Below are 19,979 nucleotides of genomic sequence, written 5' to 3' on the forward strand. Positions count from 1 at the left end.
GGCGGAGAGCGGAGCGTATCGCGATCATGGCTTGAGATGCGCCTCGATCAACGCCTGCTCGGCCCCCAGCGGATCGCCGCGCACATGCCACGGGAGATCGACGATCATGGTCTCTCGTCGGGGCAGCGTATAGCGCGGCCAGCGGGGGACGCCGGGCCCATTCGGATCGCCCTTGCGCGCGAAATTGGTCCAGGCCGCGCTCATCACCTCGGCAAGTTGCTGCGCCTGCGCCGCGCCGGTGCCGATCGTCTCCGCGGCGTTGGCGACGGTGTCGAATACCAGCGGCAGCTCCAGCCCGTGGGGCGTGCGCAGCTTCCCGCCCTGCACCGGCGTGCGCCAGTCGAGCAGATAGGCGAACACCGGCGCACGGTTGAGGCCGGCATGTTTGTCCGCGGCGATGCGGGCGTTGCGGCCCATGCCGAGTTCGGTGGTGATCGCGAAATAGAGATCGCTGGCGCTCGCGTCCGGGCGCAATGCGCGGAAGCCGGCGATCAGCGTTTCGGGCGTATTGACCTTCGGCGCGAGCGCGGCGGGGAGCTGGGGCCAGTCGAGCGCGAATGCCTCGGGCGGCGGAAACAGCACCGTCGTCTCGGTCGCGGTGTGGCCGATGATAAGGGGAATATCCGGCGAAATCGGCGGGGCGCCGGGGGCGAAGGGAATATGCGGCACCACCGTCCCGTCGGCGACGATGCCGGGTCCCTTGGTCGGATCGGATCCGGTCACGCGTTGAAGCGCCGCCAGCATCCGATCGGTCGGCACGGTGCGCAGCGCCTCGATATCGCCGCGCGCGACGCCGAGCTCGGTACAGAGCGCGCGCGTGATGCGCAGCGCGCCCTCGCGCCCGATGGCATAGGTGCCGAACCCGCTCTGCAGCGCCGCGCGGTGGAACAGCCCCCGTGCGGCCGGCATCGCGAGCAACGCCGCCACCTTCGATCCGCCGCCCGATTGACCGAATACCATCACATTGTCCGGATCGCCGCCGAAGGCGGCGATATTGTCCCGCACCCAGCGCAGCGCCGCGACGATATCGAGCTGGCCGGCGTTCGGGACGGCCTGGCGGGAGTCTTCGCAGTAGAGGTAGCCGAAGGCGTTGAGGCGGTGGTTGATCGTCACCAGCACGACGTCGCGGCGTTTGGACAGGCGGGCGCCGTCATTGACCGGGGAATCGCCCGCACCCACCGCGAAGCCGCCGCCGTGGACCCATATCATCACCGGACGCTTGCGATCGCGATCCGCGCCGGGCGTCCAGACGTTGAGGACCAGGCAATCCTCGCTGCGCCGCGCACCGGGCGGCGCAAGCTGCGGGCATTGGTCGCCGAACGCGGTCGCGTCGCGTATTCCCGACCACGGCGCGGGCGCCGCGGGCGGGAGGAAGCGGCGCGCACCGCCGGTCGGCGCGCCATAGGGGAGGCCGCGAAACACCGCGACGCCGTCCTCGATCGCGCCGCGCACCACGCCCGACCGGATCCTGACCGTCGGCGGGGCGGCGCGCGCGGGGGAGGGCAGGAGCAGCAACGTCCCGGCCGCGCCCCCTGCCAGAAGGTCCCGGCGGTTGACGTGACTGCAAGGATGAAGCGTCGAAAGATCGGACATCATGCCGCTCCCTGGGTCGCCGAGGCCGAAAAATCCCGGCCCCGGCGGCATGGCCGGGGCCGGGGAGGGGGGAGGTTAAAAAGCGTATCGCACGCCCATCCGGTAACGGCGGCCGATCACGTCGTAATAGACCGAATTGTTGTTGCCGTTCCAAAGCGGCGGCGGCATCACGTCGAACAGATTGGTGACATTGGCGTAGATCTGCAGATTGCGATTGCCCGCCTTCATCAGATCGAAGCTCGCGCCGATATTGGTGTAGAAGCGCGAAGGGACGCGGTTGGTGTTGATGCTGTTGACCGCGGTCACGCTGTAACCGGGGTCTTCGGGGCCGACCAGGGACGCGTCATATTTGCCCGCCGAAATGAAATGGCCCTGCAGGTTGAGGGTCAGGCGGTTGAGCGTCAGCGAGGCGAACCCGTCCACCACCCAGGAGGGGATGCCGTTCAGCCCATTGTCCCCCGCGCGGTTCACCGGGGTCGTGGTGCCGGGCAGAACGACCGCGCTGTTGGTCAGCTTGAAGGTATGCGTGGCGAGCGCGCGCAGATCGAGCGCATTGCTCCCGCCGAACGGCAAATGGTAGCTGCCCTCGATATCGAGGCCCTTCAGATCCTGCCGGTTGAGGTTGAGATAAAGCACCGAGACGGTCTGCAGGATGCCGCTCGCGTTGCGGGTCACGAGGCCGCAGATATTGGGCGCGCCGCTGGTGTTGCAGGTGTTGACGATGACCTGGGCGCCAAGCGTCGCGATCGCGTCGCGGATGCGTATCTTGTAGAAGTCGACGGAGAAGCGCAGGCCGTTCAGCGCGCCCCTGGGTTGCAGCGTTACGCCGGCGGTAAAGGTGCGGGCGGTTTCGGGCTTCAGGTTGATATTGCCCCCGGTATAGACGGTGGCGAACACCTGGGTGCCGGTCTTGGTATCGGCGATCGCACCCACCCCGGATACGGGCGTCGTGAACAATTCGGCGGCGTTTGGCGCGCGGATGTCCTGCGATTCGGTAACGCGAAGCAGGATCTCGTCGATCGGCTTATAGGTGGCGCCGACCTTCCACGTCGTCGCGTCGAAGCTGTTCGATACCGTCGGGCTGGCGATATTATAGTGGGTGCGACGCACCGCGCCGTTGAGATCGAGGCTTCGGCCGAGCGCGCTATCCTTGAGCAGCGGCACGCCGGCTTCGAGATAGCCTTCGGTGATCGAGACATTCCCCTTCGCGGGCGTGGCATTGTAGACATAGAAGCCGTTGGCGGCCGAGATCGGATCGACCGAGATCGCCAGCGTCTCGTGCCGCCGCTCGATCCCCGTCGCGATCGTCGCGGGGCCTGCCCATGTGTCGAACAGGGTGCCGTGGAGATTACCGGCGGCAACGAACTGGGTATATTCGGTCCGCTGCTTGGTGGTGCCGAAGGCATAGGCCTTGGCCGCGGCGGAGAATTGCCCCTGGCCGAGGATGTTGAGCGGCACGCAATTGGTGGCGGGATTGGTCAGCGCGATCCGGCAGATCGGCTTGCCGGTCGCGGGATCGGTCACCGCGTCGATCGCATTGGCGTAACGCGCGGTGATGCGATCATTGACGGTCGACTGATGATAATCGGTGACGCCATATTGGGCATAGGCATCCCATTTCCAGTTGCTGTCGATCTTTCCGCTGGCGCCCGCGACCATGCGATAGGTGTCGCGCGTCGACACGCTGTTGATCTGCCCGAAATCGGTGCCGAGCTTGCCGATGACCAGTCCGGTGATGCCGTTCGCCTGCATCGTCGCGCGGGTCGCGGCGGGCAGGAACGGATTGTCGATCTTGATCAAGCTGCCGTTGCCGGGAAAGCCGGCGTCGCGGACTTCCGGCCCGCTCGTATAGCCGGTGACATGGCCGTAGCTGACATCGGCGAAGCCGGTGAACGCATCCGATGCCTCATATTCGAAATGGCCATAGCCATTGTACCGCGTCACCGGGATCGACAGTGCCGGATCGCCGAAGAAGCTGTTGAGCCCGCGGCCGGTGCCGCCTTCCATGAACAATGCCCCGGCATTCTGGCCGTAGGTGAAGCTGGTCGGGTTGCCGCTGGCGTCGAACTGGATTCCGCCGAGCACGCCGCCCTTCGCCGCGGTGCGCACGCCCGCGGCATTGACGGTGGCGGTAATCAGCCCTCCGGGGGTCAATGTCGCGGTGTGGACGTTATAGGCGATATTGTTGGCGGGGCGGCCGTTGAGCCCCGCCGCCTGGGTCAGATTGCCGACCTCGTTGGAGCAGAACGTGCGCGTATAGCATCCGCCGACGCCCTCATCCTTGTCATATTCGCCGCCGAACACGACATGGCCGCGCCCGTCGGCGAAGCTGGTGCCGGCGACGATCTGCGCGACATAATTCTTGCCGTCCCCGCGATCGCTGATCCCGAATTCGGCGTTGGTCTTCACCCCTTCGAAACGCTTGTTGAGGATGATGTTGATCACCCCGGAAACCGCGTCCGAGCCATAAGCGGCCGATGCGCCGCCGGTGACGACGTCGACGCGCTCGATCAACAGCGTGGGGATGAGGTTGAGATCGACGGTGCCGGTCGAGGTGCTGGGCGAGAAGCGCTGACTGTCGACCAGAACCAGCGTCCGTGCCTGCCCCAGACCGCGCAGGTCGGCGATGCGCGCGCCCGCGTTGACCGGGCTGATATTCGAGCCGACCACCGAATTGGACGGCGACGACGAGGCGCGGAACGAGGGAAGCGTGGCGAGCGCTTCGCCGATGTTGGTCGTTCCCATCTTGGTCAGGCGCTCGGCGCCGAGCGTGGTGACCGGGGTGGGGGTATTGAACCCCGCGGCGGACAGGCGCGAACCCGTGACGACGATGTCGCGCGGCTGATCGGCGGACTGATCGGCCGGTGGCTGGCTGGCGGGGGCGACGTCCTGCGCCGCGGGGGCGCCCGGTTCGGTCGTCTGGTCCGCGGCGAAGGCGGGCGTGCTCGCTGCGATGCTTCCCAGAAGCGCGGCGGTCACCATCAACGAACGTCGCGTCGCCCTGCGCGCCGCGCTAAAATCTCTGGCCTTCATGCATCCCTCCTCCTGAACAGCCTCTTGTGATGTGAGGCTTTTGTCTGTGATCGGCGGGCGCCGGCGGGTCTCGCCCGCGGCGCGGCGCCAAGGTGCGGCGCGGTGCGCGGTTTCAGCGCACCGCATAGTAACGGAACAGCGAATGGTCCGGCGGATCGCCGGGGGCGAGCTGCGGCCGGCGCGCGCCGACGCCGATGATGACCGTGCGGTTCAGCCAGTCATATTTGCCGGTCGGCGCGCGGAAATAGGGGGTGCAGCGAAAATAGCGCGGGATCGACGGCGCATCCTCGGGATCGGTCGGCGCGCGCAACGGTCCATGCACATAACCCTGATTGCGGATATAGATATGCGCGCCGTCATCGGTCTCGATCACATAATGGGCATTGAGCTCGACGACGCCGTCGGCGCGGACGATCGGCCAGTCGGCGCCGCTATGATCGACCAGCCTGCCGTTGAGGCGCGGCCCGGAGACGGTGCAGCCGGTGCCGACCGAGGTGTAGCCGATCGATGCGCCGCCGGCGGTGGGCCACACCCAGCGCTTGTCGAAATTGATGCGGATGTCGAACGCATGTTCGTAATGGAGCGCGAGGTCCGCCGAAGGATCGGGCAGGGGGGAATTCATCGCTCAACCCTTTCGTGCCGGGATCACCGGCGCCAGCAGGTGCGAGTCATGCGCCCCGCCGAAATGGATGATGTGGCGGCCGGCGTTGCGTGTCCGTTCGTGGCGCGCGAAGGGCAGGAACGGCAGGCCTTCGGCGTAAATGTCGCGGCCCATGATCGTGACGCGCAGCGTCTCCCCCGCACGGAACGAGGTGGAGGAGGGCCAGAGCTCGATCTCGACCGGGACGATCTCGCCGGGGGCCAGCATCTCCTCGCGCTCGTGCGTGTGGAACGGCTGGAGCGCGTCGCTCCGGTCCGGATCGATCGCGCGATGGCTCGCGCGCAGCCAGCCGAGCGCGACCGGCCCGTCCTCGTAAAAGGCATAAAAGGTCTGGCCGACCGGCTGGCCTTCGGCGTCGAGTTTCCGGAGGGCGACGAACAGGTCGATATCGTCCGCGCCGTCCGCCTCGACCCAGAGGCGAAGCTTGGCGTGGCCGGTCAGTTCGGTGTCCTGCTCGAAGCGATGGTCGAAATTCGCCTCGCCCGCGGCCGCATCATAAGCGATGCTCGCCCCCGTTGCGGGGCGCTGCGCGGTGAGCTTGCCGTCGGTATCGAGCCAGAACGGGGTCGCGACGGTGCGCGCGATCGGCCATTCCTCCTCGTCACGAAGCTCGGCCTCCCCGTGTCGATCGCGCACCTCGATCCGCACCGCGGGCCAGGCGGCGAGGGTCGTCTGGCGGCCTTTGAGGAAGTGACCGAAGTACGCCTCGCGCTTCGCCTGGCTTTCGGGCCGGTAATAATGCGCCCATTTCTTCTGGCCGTGCACGTCGAGCCACTTCCGCGGGCTCGACATCGCCTTGAACGCCTCGAGCGTGCCGCGGGTGTGCAACCCCTGATCGGACCAGCTCGCCACGACCCAGGCCGGGGTGCGGATCGCGGCAAGATCGATCTCCTTCGAGCGCCAGAAGGCGTCGATCAGGGGATGCGCCTGCGCATTCGCCCAGGTGTCCTCGGTGCGGTTGAGCGAGTAGCGGATATTGTCGGATGCGCGCGGCAGGAAGCCGGTTTCCAATATCCCGCCGTGATAGGCGAACTCGCGATACCAGTCGGTGAACCCTTCCCACGGATTGATCGCGGCAAGCGCCGGCGGGTTGAGCGCGGCGACCCAGAACTGGATCGCGGCGAGATAGGAAACCCCGGTCATCCCGACCTTGCCGTTCGACCAGCGCTGGTCGGCGAGCCAGTCGATCACATCGGCGCAATCCTGTGCCTCGACGGCGCCATTGTGGTGAAAGTCGCCTTCGGACAGCCACGCGCCGCGCGGATCGACGACCGCGAGCGCGTAACCGAGCGCTCCCCATCTCACCGGATCGGCGCCTTCGAACGGGGTCAGCGGCGAGAGCCAATCGGGATCGACGCCGGAATGCGGCCAGAAAACCCGGTTCGACTGCGCGTGCTTGCCATAGGGGCTCCACGACAGCAGCACCGGCAGATCGGCCGCGCCGCGTGCGCCGTCCGGGCGGTAGATGTCGGCAAGGATACGAACCCCGTCGCGCAACGGAATGGCGACGTTGCGCTCGATCACCAGCCCCGCTTCGCGGCGCACCGCATAATCGGCCGGCGGCAAGGGCGGCTTGTTGGGCGCGGCATGAGGATCGACGCCAGCGCGCATGACGGGTGCCGCTGATGCCGCGGGCATCTCACAGCACCACGAAATAATGGATGCGGTTGGCATTGGGGACTTTTTCCGCAACGCCGACGAAAAGATGCTGGCTCATCCACTCGTGCGGACCGGCCGGCGCCTCGAAGCGCGGCGAGACGCGCATATAATAATCGTCGAAGGCGACATCCTCGTTGGCGGCCATGCGCTCGGCGATTTCCGGGCTCCGCGCCCAGCGATAGCCGCGATTCTGCATATAGATCACCGCGCCGTCATCGGCCTCCAGCATGTAGCGCGCGTCGAAATCGATGACGCCGTTCGGGCGCTGCAGCGGAAAGTCGCCGCCGGACATCGGGATGACCTTGCCGTTGAGTCGCGGTCCCGCGACGGTGCCGCTGGCGGCGTAGATCGCCGCACGGGTGTTGCCGAGAACGGAGGGCTCCACCCAGCGCAGCCCCACCAGCTCGATGGAAATGGTGAACGCAAATTCGCAACGTGGCGCAAAGGGATGGGGGGCGGCCAACGCGATCCTCTCCTCGGTTCGGTGAGTTATTGATTAATCACCATCTTGAGTTGTTGATATATCTACAACCTGAGCATGACAAGAGGATTCGCATCGGTTATTTGCGAGGAATGGATATGGGTTCCCCGTCGGGCGACGATCCGATACTTCATGCCTCCGAGCGGCGGTGGCGGCTGTTCGGGCGAAGCCATCTTCCCTATCGCATCCTGCTGCTCGCCAAGATGATCGACCGCGCGACCTCGCAGCATGTCCGCGAAAAGGCGTCGATGACGCTCGCCGAATGGCGCGTGATCTCGCATGTCGAGCTGATGGGGCGATGCAGCGCGAGCGAGATCGCCGAGGCCGCCTTCGTCGATCGCGCCGAGGTCAGCCGCGCGGTCGGCGTGTTGGAGCGGCGTCACCTCGTCCAGCGCGAACCCAATCCGCGCAATCGCAAGAGCAGCCTCATCTCGCTGACCGATGAGGGGAAACGAATCTACGCGGCGGTTCGCGAAGAACGCGGCAGAATGTACGAGGACTGGCTGAGCGATCTTTCCGAGGAAGAGCGCGGGCAGCTGGATAGCGAACTTCGCAGGATCATGCGGCGGGTTGTTCTGACCGATCCTGTGGGGTGAGCCGCGGGGGGGGCATTTTCCCGTGGACCAGCGGATTTGGAGCGTCGAGCGTAACGTATGATTCCACCCCGGCGCAGGCCGGGGTCCAGTTACGACCGGCCCGATGCTGGACCCCGGCCTTCGGGGTCCCCGCAAAGTAATACTTTGCGGGGTGCCCCTTCGCCGGGGTGGTACGCTCTTCCATGTGTCCCCGCGAAGGCGGGGACCCAGACTGGGCTGCCGCCTTCGCGGGGACACAGGGGACGCTTTGCCGTGATCCCGATCAAACGCGCGCCGTTCTAGCGCGTTTTCCCCGCGCAGACTGGATGATCGCAAAGATTTGGCTTCGTCTGCGAGCGAAGTCCGATTCCGGGTTCCCCAGCGCTCTTCCCGCCCGGCGCTCCCCGCCCCATTCGCCAATTCTCCGACAAATATTGACCCGTCGGGAACAACGCCATAAGAAAGCGAATCATATACGATATGATCTAATCATAATCTGAGGGGAGTAGGATGCGAGAGGCGAAATCGGTAGGCCGTGGTGTGTCCGCGGCCGCGCTGGCGGCTGCGCTGATGTCGGCAGCGAATGCTCAAGCCCAGACGTCGCAGGCGGGTTCCGCGCCTCCTGCCGTGGCGCAAACCGCGCCCGAGGCGGAGGCCGATCGCCCCGCCAACCCCGCGCCCGTCGTCTCCAATGACGCGCCGGGCGCGCAGGACATCGTCGTCACGGGGACCGCGATCCGCGGCGTCGCCCCGATCGGCTCCAACCTCGTTTCGGTGGGCCTTGAGGCGATCGAAAAGACCGCGCCGGTCAATCTGTCGCAGCTGGTCAACACCGTTCCGGCGCTCTCGACCGCCGGATCGCTCGCGCAGGGCGAGAATGCTTACTCCTACTATTCTCCGCAGATCCACAGCCTTGCGGGGTCGTCGTCGAACACCACGCTCGTCATCGTCGACGGATTGCGCCTGCCCGGCGGCGGCACGCAGTTCAGCCAGACCGATCCGAACATCATTCCGGTGAGCGCGATCCAGCGGGTCGAGGTGCTCGCCGACGGCGCCTCGTCGGTCTACGGATCGGATGCGGTGGCCGGCGTCGTGAACTTCATTACCCGCCGCACCTTCGACGGCCTCGACGCGAATTTCCAATATGGCTGGGCCGACCATTACCGAAGCAAGAGCGGCAACCTCATCTGGGGCAAGACCTGGGGCACCGGCGGGGTCTATGTCGCCGGCGCCTGGACCGAACAATCGACGCTGCTTAACCGCTATCGCAGCTTTTCGAGCCTCGGCGATTATCGCGGGGTCGGCGGATCGAACAACAATAGTTTCCAGTGCAGCCCGGCGACGATCCAGGTGACGGGGGTTTCATCGGGCACCGTTCCATCCGGGGTGTTCCTTTCGCCCGGCGCGACCGGCACGGTCGCCAACACCCAGGCCAATGCCCCATGCAATACCTCGATCTATAATACCTTGGTGCCCGGCCAGGGGCGCGGCAACGTCATGATGAAGGTGGTGAACGATTTTTCCGACAAGCTCACCGTCACCTATATGCTGAACTATAATCGCCAGAAGACCCATTCTCCCAACGGCCCCGGCAATCTGACCAACGCGGCGGCGTTCGGCCCCAATTCGGGTAAGGGCGGGCAGATCAATCCCTTCTTCATCGCGCCCGCGGGCGCCCCCAACGCGACGCAACAGAGCATCACCTGGCTCGCGACCACGCCGGACGGCAATTATGGCGAAGTCGAATCGCAGTCGGACGTGATCTACACGACCGCCGTTGCCGACTATAAGATCAACAGCAACTGGACGGTCACGCTCAGCGACGCCTTCGGCTGGAACCGGTCGGCGCTCAATACGATCAACGGCTTTTGCACCGCCTGCGCGATGCTGGCGCTCAACGGGACCGCGCAATCGAGCGGCAGTACGACCGCGTCCGATATTGCGGGCCAGAATGTCATCGCGCTCAATCTGCCGCTGACGACCGCCAATGCGCTCGACGTATGGAATCCGGTCGGCAGCAACCGCACCTCACCGGCGGTGCTGCGCAGTCTTTACCGCGCGAACAGCGAGAATACGAACTACAATACCTTCAACCAGATCCGCCTCAACGTCCAGGGATCGCTCTTCGACCTCCCCGCCGGGCCGCTGAAGGTCGCGATGGGCGGCGAATATTATTGGCAAAGCCAGACGCAGAAGATCACCGGATCGAACAATACCGGCCCGACGACCACCGGATCGAATTTCCGGGTCTATAATTACAGCCGCAAGATCAAGTCCGTCTATGCCGAAGCCTATATCCCGGTAATCTCCCCGGAGATGGACGTGCCGCTGGCCTATCGCGTCGATCTCAGTGCGGCGGTGCGCTATGACAGTTTCAGCGACGTGGGCGATACGACCAACCCGAAATTCGCCGCGACATGGGAAATCATCCGCGGCCTCAAGGTCCGCGGCAATTGGTCCAAGTCTTTCGTCGCGCCGCCGATCGGGGTGATCGGCGATCCGACCCAGGGTTATCTCTATGCCTCGGGCAGTATCGGCACCAACGGCGTCATCAGCGTGCCGACCGCCAATTATCCGTCGGTGGTCAACATCCCCGGCGCGGTTGCCGCCAATACCAACAATCCCTGCACGATGTCGGTCGCGGTCTGCCAGATCGGGCAGGGCAATACGGGCCTGCGCCGCCAGCTCGGCGGTGGCTTCACCAACGAAGTGCCGCAGAAAGGGCGGAGCTGGTCGATCGGCGTGGATTTCACCCCGCAGTTTCTGCCGGGGCTGGTCGTCGCGGGGACCTTCTTCCACAATACTTTCATCGGCGGCGTCTCCTCGCCGAGCCCGAGCGCGATCGTCAATTCGGCCGGGTTGCGCAACCTGCTCACATTGTGCCCGTCGAGCTGCACCCAGGCGCAGATCGACAGCTTCGCCAATATCGCCAATGGCGCGACCATTTCGGGTTCGGTGCCGCCGAATGTCTATTATCTGATCGACCAGAGTTCGCGGAACGCGCTCAATCTCGTTGTGGAGGGGGTCGACGGGCAATTCACCTATTCGAGCGACCTCGGCAATATCGGGCGCGTGACGATCGGCACCGCATTCACCTATTTCACGAAGTTCCGGCAGAATTTCGGCGGCGGAACCGACTTCAGTATTTTGAACACCTCGGGCTATAACACCACCTTCCCGTCGGTCCAGTTCAAGAACCGCGCCCAACTCGGATGGGCGCTCGACGGGATCTCGCTCGATCTCTTCTGGAATCACGTCGGCCCCTATCGCAACTGGATCTCGACGTCGGTCGCGCCGATCACGGTCGACAGCGCCGGCAACCCCACCGGCGGCGGGGATCGGGTCGCCGCCGGGAATACCTTCGATCTGCATGCCCAATATGAATTCGGCGGCGAAAACTTCACGCGTGGCTGGCAATTGTTCGTCGACATCCAGAATCTGTTGGACGCCGATCCGCCCTTCTATAATGGTAACACCAACGGCATTCTCGGCGGCGCATGGGGGTATAACGGGTTCGTCTCCAATCCGCTGGGCCGGCTCGTCTCGATCGGCGCGCGCATAAAGTTCTGACCTTCGCAACGCCGCTTTCTCTTCGGACATTCAAAAAAGGCTTCTCGACATGGCAATGTTGCTTCCGCTGCTGCTTGGTCTTCCCGTTGCCGCGCTGGCGACGGGCGCGACGGAAAAGCCGGAGCAACTGCCGTTTCGCGACACCTCGCTGCCCGTCGAACGGCGGGTCGACGATCTGGTCTCGCGGCTGACGCTCGAAGAAAAGGCGTCGCAATTGGTCAATGAGGCGCGGGCGATCCCGCGGCTCGATATCCCGGAATATAATTGGTGGAGCGAGGCGCTCCACGGCGTTGCGAACAACGGCTATGCCACCGTCTTTCCCGAGCCGATCGGGCTTGCCGCGACGTTCGATCTCGCGACGATCAAGGACATGGGGGTCGCGATCGGCGAGGAAGGCCGCGTGCGCTGGAACCAGGTCGAGCGGAGCGGCAAGCCGCATCATATCATGCAGGGGCTGACCTTCTGGTCCCCCAACATCAACATTTTCCGCGATCCGCGTTGGGGTCGCGGGCAGGAAACCTATGGGGAAGACCCCTATCTGACCGCGCAAATGGGGGTCGCCTTCGTAAAGGGGATGCAGGGCGAGAATCCGCGTTACTATCGCGTCTCGGCCACGGCGAAACATTATGCGGTCCATAGCGGGCCGGAGCCGACCCGGCACAGCGATAATATCACCGTCAGCGCCTATGACCTCGAAGATACCTATCTTCCCGCCTTCCGCGCGCTGGTGGTCGACGGAAAGGTCGAATCCGTCATGTGCGCCTATAATTCGATCAACGGCCACCCGGCCTGCGCCAGCGATCTGCTGCTCACCGACCGGCTGCGCGGCGCCTGGGGCTTCAAGGGCCACGTCGTATCGGATTGCGACGCCGTGGCCGATATCCAGCGCGGGCATCACGCGGTCGGCACGATGGCGGAAGCAGCGGCGGTGTCGATGAAGCTCGGCGTCGACAATGATTGCACGCAATTCGGTCGCGGCGTCGGCCCGACCTGGGATTATGATCGCTATCTGGATGCGATGAAGAGCGGGCTCCTGCCGCAGAGCGCGGTCGATGCCTCGCTGCGCCGGCTGTTCACGGCGCGGATGAAGCTGGGGCTGTTCGATCCGCCGGCCCAGGTGCCTTATGCGCAGATTCCCGATACGGCGCTCAATTCGGATGCTCATCGCGCGCTGGCGCTCAAGCTTTCGCGCGATTCGATGGTGCTGCTCAAGAATGAGGGCGTGCTCCCGATCGCGCGCGCGCGAGTGAGGCGCATCGCGGTGGTGGGGCCGCTGGCGGATCAGGTCGATGCGCTGCTGGGCAATTATCACGGTCGCCCGGTGAAGCCGGTAACCGCGCTCGACGGGCTGCGTGCCGAATTCCCCGACGCGCAGATCGTCTACGAACCCGGCACCGATTTCCTGCGCGTGCCCGAGCCGGTGCCGGCGAACCTGCTGGCGACGCCGGACGGGCAGGCGGGGCTGCGCGGCGAATATTGGCGCAACGCGACGTTCAACGGCGCGCCGGCGCTGACCCAGACCGATGCGGGGCTCTCGTTCGAGCGCAATACCTCCAACCCGCTGACCGGCGCGGCCGAGACGTCGACGCGCTGGACCGGCTTCATCACCGCGCCGGCCGATGCCTCCTACCGCGTCGGGCTGGAGGGGCGCGGCCGGCTGTGGATCGACGGCAAATTGATCGCCGACAATGATTCCGACCAGCGCGGCCCCAATCTGACCGCGATGGCGCTGCGCCGCGGCGAGCGGCACGCGGTGAAGATCGAGCAGACGGGCGGTCTGTTCCTGCCGCGGTTCGTCTGGAACGAGGTGCGCGCCGATGCGCTGGCGAAGGCCGTGGCGGCGGCGCGCGGCGCGGATATCGTGATCGGCGTCGTCGGTATCACCTCCGCGCTGGAAGGCGAGGAGATGCCGGTCAACCTCCCCGGCTTCATCGGCGGCGACCGATCGAGCCTCGATCTCCCGGCGCAGGAGGAAGAGGTGCTGAAGGCGGTGAAGGCGACGGGCAAGCCGCTCGTCGTCGTGCTGATGAACGGGTCGGCCTTGTCGGTGAATTGGGCCGCGGCCAATGCCGATGCGATCGTCGAAGCCTGGTATCCGGGGCAGGAAGGCGGCACCGCGATCGCGCAGACCCTGTCCGGCGCGAACAATCCCTCCGGGCGGCTGCCGGTCACTTTCTATGCCAGCGCCGATCAGTTACCGCCGTTCCGCGAATATGGAATGGCCGGCCGGACCTATCGCTATTTCACGGGCAAGCCGCTTTTCCCGTTCGGCCACGGTCTCAGCTACACCCGCTTCGCTTATTCCCCGATCACGCTTTCCGCGTCGGCCTTGAATGCGGGGGACATGCTCGAGGCCAAAGTCGATGTGCGCAACACCGGGAAGGTCGCCGGCGACGAAGTGGTGCAGGCCTATCTCAGCTTCCCCGACGCGCCCGGAATGCCGGTGCGGGCGCTGCGCGGCTTCAGCCGGGTTCACCTCGGCGCTGGCGAGCATCAGGAGGTGCGCCTGACCTTCGATCCGCGCGCACTGTCGAGCGTGACGCCGGCGGGCATCCGCGTGGTCGCGCCCGGTCGCTATCGGATCTCGATCGGCGGCGGTCAGCCGGGCACGGGCCTGCCGACCGCGCAGGCGGAATTCACCGTGCGCGGCACCCAGACCCTACCGAAATGACCCGCGGCGGCGGCCGGCAGCTACTGCCGGCCGCCGGATTCGACCGTATAGCCGTGGAGCCCGGCGGGATAGGGATTGACCGCGACGCGGGTGCCCATCTGTCCCTCCGGGCCGCCGAAACTTGCCCGGTGCCAGCGCCCTTGCGCCGCGGAGATGACGTCTCCCGGAGAGGCGGTGAAGGTCGGCACGCCTTCCACCTGAAGGTCGACATTGCCCTCCATGACGAACCAGAATTCGTCGTAGCCGATGTGATAATGGCCAAGGTTCGATGCCGGCGGCGTCGGCACGGCGCGCCCGCGGATATTGTTCACGAACATATGCTGCGCGGCGATGAACGCGCCGGCGCGCGCGCCGCCCGCCACCACCTCCTTGAAATAATCGAGATAGGGGCGGTTCATCGCATCGAACTGGCCGGGCGGCCCGACGGCGAGCCGCTCTTCATAGACGAAGCCGTCGACGGGCTTGGGACGCGACCGTGTCGTCTCGACGGGATAGAGCGGCATGTCGCTCGCGGCGTGGATCTCGAAATAGAGTGCGGGGCGATCGCCGACGGTCTGCAGGGTGAAGGGCACGCGGAACGGAATATCGATCTCGAAACCCTTGCGCGCGACGAACGGCGGCTGGCCGGCGAGGGTGACCGTGATCTCGCCATCCCAGACGATGATGCCGGTGCGGTTGTCGGAATAGGCCAGTTGGGGCGTGGCCTGTCCCGGTGCGATCTGGTGCCAGTCGGCGACGACGTCCTTGTTGCGCACGATCGGCTGCGACCAGCTTTTTTCGCCTTTGTGCAGCGCCAGCACATCCGACAATTTCCACCACGGTCGGTTGGGGGCCTTGTAATCCGCATAGGGCGTCTTCTTGGGCGCCCAGACGCGCATCGGCGGCGGCGGGGCGAAGGCGGGGCGGGGCGCGTTCGCCGGCGCGCCCGCGGGCGGGGCGGTTTGCGCGGTGCCGACGCTCGCCGCGCAGATCATCATCGCGGCCGACCATCTCCTGAACCCCATTTTCCTCTCCATGTGGTCGCGCCTTATTGCGCTTGATCATATATGATAGGATATTCGCTTTGCCGGTCAATCGCAATGCGAACGCCTGACGACCGGCGTCAACGATGAGCTGCGGAGGGATGCGAATGTCGGTGTATTCATGGATCGAGCTGCTTGCCATGATCGCAGTGCCGCCGACACAGGATTGCCGGTCGGTGGCCGATCCCGGCGCGCGCCTTTCCTGCTATGATGCGCGCGAGGCGGCGAGCGCTTCGCCGGTCAGCAATGCCGCGCCGGCCGCACCCGCCGCGCCGGCCGCACCAACCGGTCCGGTCGCCCGGTCTGCGCCGCCGCCGGCTTCACCCGCCGTTTCGACCGAGCCGACCGGGCGCGTCGCCGCGGTGACCGCGCTGCGTTATGGGCTGTTCGAGGTCCGGCTCGCCGACGGCCGGCTGTTCGAGACCGCGAGCAACGCGATTTCGCCGCCGGCGGTGGGCGCGTCGGTGCGGTTGCGGCGAAGCGTGCTCGGCACCATTTTCATGGACGTCCCGGGCCGCCCGCCGATCACCGTGCGATCGCGACGCTCGCACCAGTAGCCGCCGGCGCGCTCTCGATCAGGCGGCGCGGATCGACCACCGCCCATGCGATCGTGCCGACGATCACGATCCCCGCGCCCGCGCCGAACGCGGCGGTCCAGCCATAATGCGCGGCGATCCACGGCGTGAGCGAAGCGGTGAGCGCGCCGCCGATCTGGCACCCGATGTTCATCAGCCCGGAAACCACCCCGGTGTGCGGGCCGGCGATATCCGCGGTCACCGACCAGAAGGAGCTTTGCGACAAATAGATCGCGCCGCCGCCGAGCGCGAGCGTAAGCACCGCCAGCGCGACATTGTCGACGCGCGAACCGACGATCAGGAAGAGACCCGTCAGGATGAATGAGGCCATCGCCAGCCCGGATCGGCCCCAATAGAGGCCAAGGCGGTTCGAGATCGCGTCGTTCAGCACCCCGCCGATGAGGCATCCGGCGGTCATCGCCAGGAACGGCGCCATGCCGAATATCGCGCTGGACTTCAGATCGAGCCCGCGCGCTTCGGCGAGATAGATGAAGAACCAGCTGAAGAAGATCCAGATGACATAGCCGAACGCGAAATAGCTCAGGAACAATCCCCAGACATTCCGGCTGCGCAGGATCGCGCGCCAGGGGATCGCGGTCTTCTGCTCATGGTCGATCGGCGGAAGCCCGTTCTCGATATGCGCCAGTTCCATCGCGTTGACGGCGCGATGCTGTTGCGGCCGATCCCGCGCGACCGCATACCAGACCAAAGCGGCGGCAACCCCGATCATCGCGCAGACATAGAAGGATGCGCGCCATCCGGCGGCGGCGATCACGGCGGTGATGAGCGGCGGGGTGAGGCCCGAGCCGAACCCGACGCCGGCGAAGACGAGGCCGTTGGCCTTGCCGCGCTCCGCGACGGGAATCCAGCGCGCGATGAACTGGTTGCCGGCGGGATAAACCGCCGCCTCGCCGATACCGAGCGCGAAGCGAACCAATGCCAGCATCAGGATCGCGTGCCGGCCCTGCGGCGGCACCAATGCCGTCGCGATGCTGAAAACGCCCCACCAGATCAGCGCCGCGGTCAGCAGATTGCGTGGCCCGATCCGCGCCGCGAGCCATCCCGCGGGCACCTGGAACAAGGCGTATCCGATCAGAAAGGCGCTGAATACCCAGCCGAGCCGCACCTGATCGATCCCATAATCGTGGCGCATCTCGACCCCCGCGACCGAGATGTTGGTGCGATCGAGGAAGGCGATCGCGCTGATCACGAACAGCATGAAGATAAGCCGGATGCGAACCGCCGACCGCGCGTGCCTCGCCATTCAACCTCTCCCGATCTGCGATTTTCGAATAATATCCTATATGATTTTCGTTTAGGCGGGTTATAACGCGGCGTAAAGACCGACAAATCGCGGTTTCACGGATAGGGGAGAGGTGGTGGATTCCGCTCGCAGTCATGTCTTGGCACTGACGGCGCTCGCCGCGCTGCTGACGCCGATGCCCGCCCGCGCCGGCCCGGTCGCCGATCGGATCGGGCATAGCGATCCCTCGCGATTTCGCAGCGCGAGCGGCGTGCACGGCGGCGCCGGATCGATGGCGTTCGCGCCGCTGCTCGGCGCCCATGCGCTCAGTACCAACCTCATTTTCGTACACCGCGGGGAAATCGCGCCGAAGAGCGGGATCGGCCAGCATTTCCATAATCAATGCGAGGAGATGTTCGTCATCCTCGACGGCGATGCCGAGTTCACGATCGACGGGCGCACCTCGACGATCGCCGGCCCCGCCGCGGTGCCGGATCGGATGGGCCATGCGCATGCCATCTACAATCCCGGCGGCCGCCCGATTCAATGGCTCAACGTCAATGTCGGGATGACCAAAAACTACGACAATTTCGACCTTGGCGACCCGCGGGTCGGCGTGCCGCTCGATCCGGTGCCGCAATTCATCAGCATGCGGCTGGACCGCGCGCTCCTCCGCCCGACGCAGCGGATGGACGGCGGGCAGGGCACCGTCCTCTATCGCCGCGCGCTCGGCCCTGCCGTGTTCGCGACGCCGTGGAGCTTCGTCGATCACCTCGTGCTGCCGCCCGGCACGTCGGTAGGCGAGGCATCCACGCTCGGCATGAGCGCGGTTTATTATGTCGTCGCCGGCGAAGGCGAGATGACGATCGCGAACGAGACGGTGCGGGTCCGCGCCGGCGATGCGGTGCCGGTCGAGGTGGGCGAGCGGCGTGCGATCCGCCAGATCGGCGGCCAGCCGATCGAATTCATGGTGATCGGCATCGCCAGGGATCTCGCCGCCAAAGCGGCGTTCGCCGAGGCCGCCGCTCCGCGCCCGAAATGATCATCCGTCCATTGCGAAAGGGAATGTTCGTGGAACGCAGAAAGCTGCTCAAATTGCTCGCCTTCGCCGGCATCGGCGCCAGCGGGGCGACCAAATCGCTTGCCGGGCCGGTACGTCGCGGCGCGCGCGCGCCGGGCAAGCCGATCGTGCTCTATTGCGATCTCGCGGTGGACCCGAAACGCGAGCAGGAGATGCTCGATGCCTTTCACGATCATTTCAAGCCCGCGGCCGAAAGCTTCCGCGGCCGTGGCTATATCGACCTGAAGATGCTGAAGCTGCGCTCGGTCGTCCAGGGCGGTCCGGCGCCCGCGCCGGGGATCAACTATCGCTTCCAGCTGACCTATGAAAGCGAAGAGCAGCGCCAACGCTGGATACATTCCGAAATCCATCAGAAAAACTGGCCGCTGATCGAGAACACCGTCCTCAACAAGGACTATCTCGTCCTGCTCACCGACAGCGTGTGACGCATCACGCGCCCCGTGATTTCAACCCAATAAGGGAAGCAGTAAAAATGCGCCTGACGAGCATGTTCGCGGTGTCGGTGATATCCATTGTCGCGCCGCTCGCCGCCGCGCCGACCACCGGCATCGGTATCGACCGCCTCGATCCCGCGCTCGACGGGCTGATCGCGCCCGACGCGCAGCCGGAGCGGGTGGCGACCGGCTTCAGCTTCACCGAGGGCCCGATGTGGAAAGACGGCCGCTTGTGGTTCAGCGACGTCAACGGCGACAAGATGCGCGCCGTCGATCCTGCCGGCAAGGTTCAGGAACTGATCGCGAATTCGGGCGGCCTCGCCAATCCGCCGGCCGGCGCGAGCATCGGTTCGAATGCGATGGTGCCGGCCGAGGACGGCAGCGTGCTGATGGCGCAGATGGGCGCGCGTCGCATCGTGCGGATCGACGGCAAGCTCAATATCCATCCCTTTCTGGCCGAGTTTCAGGGCAAGCGACTGAACAGCCCGAACGATCTGGTCTATGCGCGCGACGGCGCATTGTGGTTCACCGATCCGCCCTTCGGTCTTTTCAACGGGATGGACAAGGATCCCGCCAAGCAACTCCCCTTCAACGGGGTGTTCCGCTACGCACAGGGCGTGCTGAAACCGGTGATTACCGATCTCAAGCTGCCCAATGGAATCGGTTTTTCACCCGACGGGCATGTCCTTTACGTCACCGATTATGGGCCGCCGGGCGCCATTTTCGCTTATGACGTCGGGCGCGGCGGCGCGCTTTCGAACAAGCGGAAGCTCATCGCATTCCCGCGTGGCGGCGGCGGCGGGGCCGATGGCCTCAAGGTCGACCGCGCGGGCAATATCTGGGCCACCGGCCCCGGCGGCATCCGCATCATCACCCCGCAGGGCAAGGTGCTCGGCCAGATCAGGCTGCCCGAGGTCGCGGCGAACCTCGCCTTCGCCGGTGACGGGCATATCCTCTACATCACCGCGTCGACCAGCATTTACCGGCTCCGCACCAAAGTGGCGGGGGTGCTGCCGCGCTATACGCGCTGAGCCGTCAATGCTTCGCAGGCTGCGGCGAGGCGTCGGCGGCGGGAGCCGGATTGCCGTCGCTATAATGGGCGGCAAGATAGTCGACCACCGTCTTCTGCTCCTCCGGCGACAGCTCGGCGCCGCGGTCGATCATCGACTGGACCACCCCCGCCCATGCCGCCGGTGCCTTGTGCGCCGCGAAAACCTGCGCGGTCGAATGGCAGAAGCCGCACCGCTCGTTGATGAGATTGAGCCCCGGGCCGGGCGGGGGCGGGGATTGCGGCGCGGCCGACGCGATCGTTCCGGTCAGCGCGATGCCGGTCAGCAGCAAAGCGAGCGAAGCCGTCTTGTGGGTCATCTTTCCAGGAACC

Annotated in this window: 15 protein-coding genes; 7 read left to right on the forward strand and 8 right to left on the reverse strand. The window is 65.6% G+C overall.

The genetic code is table 11. From position 1 onward, the window contains the following. Positions 1–24: 24 nt before the first annotated feature. The 5 genes from NED98_RS02385 to NED98_RS02405 form a co-directional block, all read right to left on the reverse strand. Positions 25–1,593 carry a carboxylesterase/lipase family protein gene (locus NED98_RS02385; RefSeq protein ID WP_265311778.1) on the reverse strand — a complete coding sequence of 523 codons (1,569 nt, stop codon included), beginning with the start codon at positions 1,591–1,593 and terminating at the stop codon, positions 25–27. 75 nt (positions 1,594–1,668) lie between these two features. Continuing rightward, on the reverse strand, positions 1,669–4,626 hold the full coding sequence (locus NED98_RS02390; RefSeq protein WP_265311779.1) for a TonB-dependent receptor domain-containing protein: 2,958 nt from the start codon (positions 4,624–4,626) through the stop codon (positions 1,669–1,671). Positions 4,627–4,738: 112 nt separating this feature from the next. After that, entirely contained in the window at positions 4,739–5,248 is a 510-nt protein-coding gene (locus tag NED98_RS02395) for a DUF3237 domain-containing protein (protein ID WP_265311780.1), read from the reverse strand. 3 nt (positions 5,249–5,251) lie between these two features. After that, positions 5,252–6,898: a CocE/NonD family hydrolase gene (locus tag NED98_RS02400; protein WP_265311781.1), complete on the reverse strand. Its 1,647-nt coding sequence runs from the start codon at positions 6,896–6,898 to the stop codon at positions 5,252–5,254. Positions 6,899–6,926: 28 nt separating this feature from the next. Continuing rightward, positions 6,927–7,409 carry a DUF3237 family protein gene (locus tag NED98_RS02405; RefSeq protein WP_179514347.1) on the reverse strand — a complete coding sequence of 161 codons (483 nt, stop codon included), beginning with the start codon at positions 7,407–7,409 and terminating at the stop codon, positions 6,927–6,929. Positions 7,410–7,525: 116 nt separating this feature from the next. On the opposite strand from NED98_RS02405, the gene NED98_RS02410 reads away from it, so the two are divergent. The 3 genes from NED98_RS02410 to NED98_RS02420 all read left to right on the forward strand — a co-directional run bounded on the left by NED98_RS02410 (position 7,526) and on the right by NED98_RS02420 (position 14,243). Then, on the forward strand, positions 7,526–8,023 hold the full coding sequence (locus NED98_RS02410; protein WP_179514346.1) for a MarR family winged helix-turn-helix transcriptional regulator: 498 nt from the start codon (positions 7,526–7,528) through the stop codon (positions 8,021–8,023). Positions 8,024–8,629: 606 nt separating this feature from the next. Next, a complete protein-coding gene (locus NED98_RS02415) occupies positions 8,630–11,572 on the forward strand; it encodes a TonB-dependent receptor domain-containing protein (protein WP_265311782.1) in 2,943 nt (980 codons plus the stop codon). Positions 11,573–11,621: 49 nt separating this feature from the next. Next, entirely contained in the window at positions 11,622–14,243 is a 2,622-nt protein-coding gene (locus NED98_RS02420) for a glycoside hydrolase family 3 C-terminal domain-containing protein (protein ID WP_265311783.1), read from the forward strand. A 20-nt stretch (positions 14,244–14,263) separates the two neighbouring features. Here NED98_RS02420 and NED98_RS02425 read toward each other — a convergent pair whose 3' ends face one another. Further along, positions 14,264–15,247 (reverse strand): cupin domain-containing protein, encoded by a 984-nt coding sequence (locus tag NED98_RS02425; RefSeq protein ID WP_265311784.1) that lies wholly within the window; start codon positions 15,245–15,247, stop codon positions 14,264–14,266. 125 nt (positions 15,248–15,372) lie between these two features. Between NED98_RS02425 and NED98_RS02430 the strand changes: the two genes are divergently transcribed. After that, positions 15,373–15,822, forward strand: coding sequence for a hypothetical protein (locus NED98_RS02430; protein WP_265311785.1), 450 nt, complete (start codon positions 15,373–15,375; stop codon positions 15,820–15,822). Here the strand turns inward: NED98_RS02430 and NED98_RS02435 are convergent. Beyond that, complete coding sequence (locus NED98_RS02435) at positions 15,791–17,104, reverse strand: MFS transporter (RefSeq protein WP_265311786.1); 1,314 nt, start codon at positions 17,102–17,104, stop codon at positions 15,791–15,793. The two genes, NED98_RS02430 and NED98_RS02435, sit on opposite strands and share 32 nt — an antisense overlap. A 115-nt stretch (positions 17,105–17,219) precedes the next feature. On the opposite strand from NED98_RS02435, the gene NED98_RS02440 reads away from it, so the two are divergent. The 3 genes from NED98_RS02440 to NED98_RS02450 are packed head-to-tail and all read left to right on the forward strand — an operon-like array spanning position 17,220 to position 19,629. Next, the gene (locus NED98_RS02440) at positions 17,220–18,125 is read left to right on the forward strand and encodes a cupin domain-containing protein (RefSeq protein WP_265311787.1); all 906 of its coding nucleotides are present in this window, start codon (positions 17,220–17,222) and stop codon (positions 18,123–18,125) included. A 29-nt stretch (positions 18,126–18,154) separates the two neighbouring features. Further along, positions 18,155–18,589 carry a 3'-5' exonuclease family protein gene (locus tag NED98_RS02445; protein WP_265311788.1) on the forward strand — a complete coding sequence of 145 codons (435 nt, stop codon included), beginning with the start codon at positions 18,155–18,157 and terminating at the stop codon, positions 18,587–18,589. A 47-nt stretch (positions 18,590–18,636) separates the two neighbouring features. Continuing rightward, positions 18,637–19,629, forward strand: a complete 993-nt coding sequence (locus NED98_RS02450) for an SMP-30/gluconolactonase/LRE family protein (protein ID WP_265311789.1) — start codon at positions 18,637–18,639, stop codon at positions 19,627–19,629. 4 nt (positions 19,630–19,633) lie between these two features. On the opposite strand, the gene NED98_RS02455 is transcribed toward NED98_RS02450, so the two are convergent. Then, entirely contained in the window at positions 19,634–19,966 is a 333-nt protein-coding gene (locus tag NED98_RS02455; RefSeq protein WP_265311790.1) for a hypothetical protein, read from the reverse strand. Between the last annotated feature and the right edge of the window lie 13 nt (positions 19,967–19,979).

Origin of the sequence: Sphingomonas lycopersici, from assembly GCF_026130605.1 — a bacterium.
Lineage (GTDB): Bacteria > Pseudomonadota > Alphaproteobacteria > Sphingomonadales > Sphingomonadaceae > Sphingomonas > Sphingomonas lycopersici.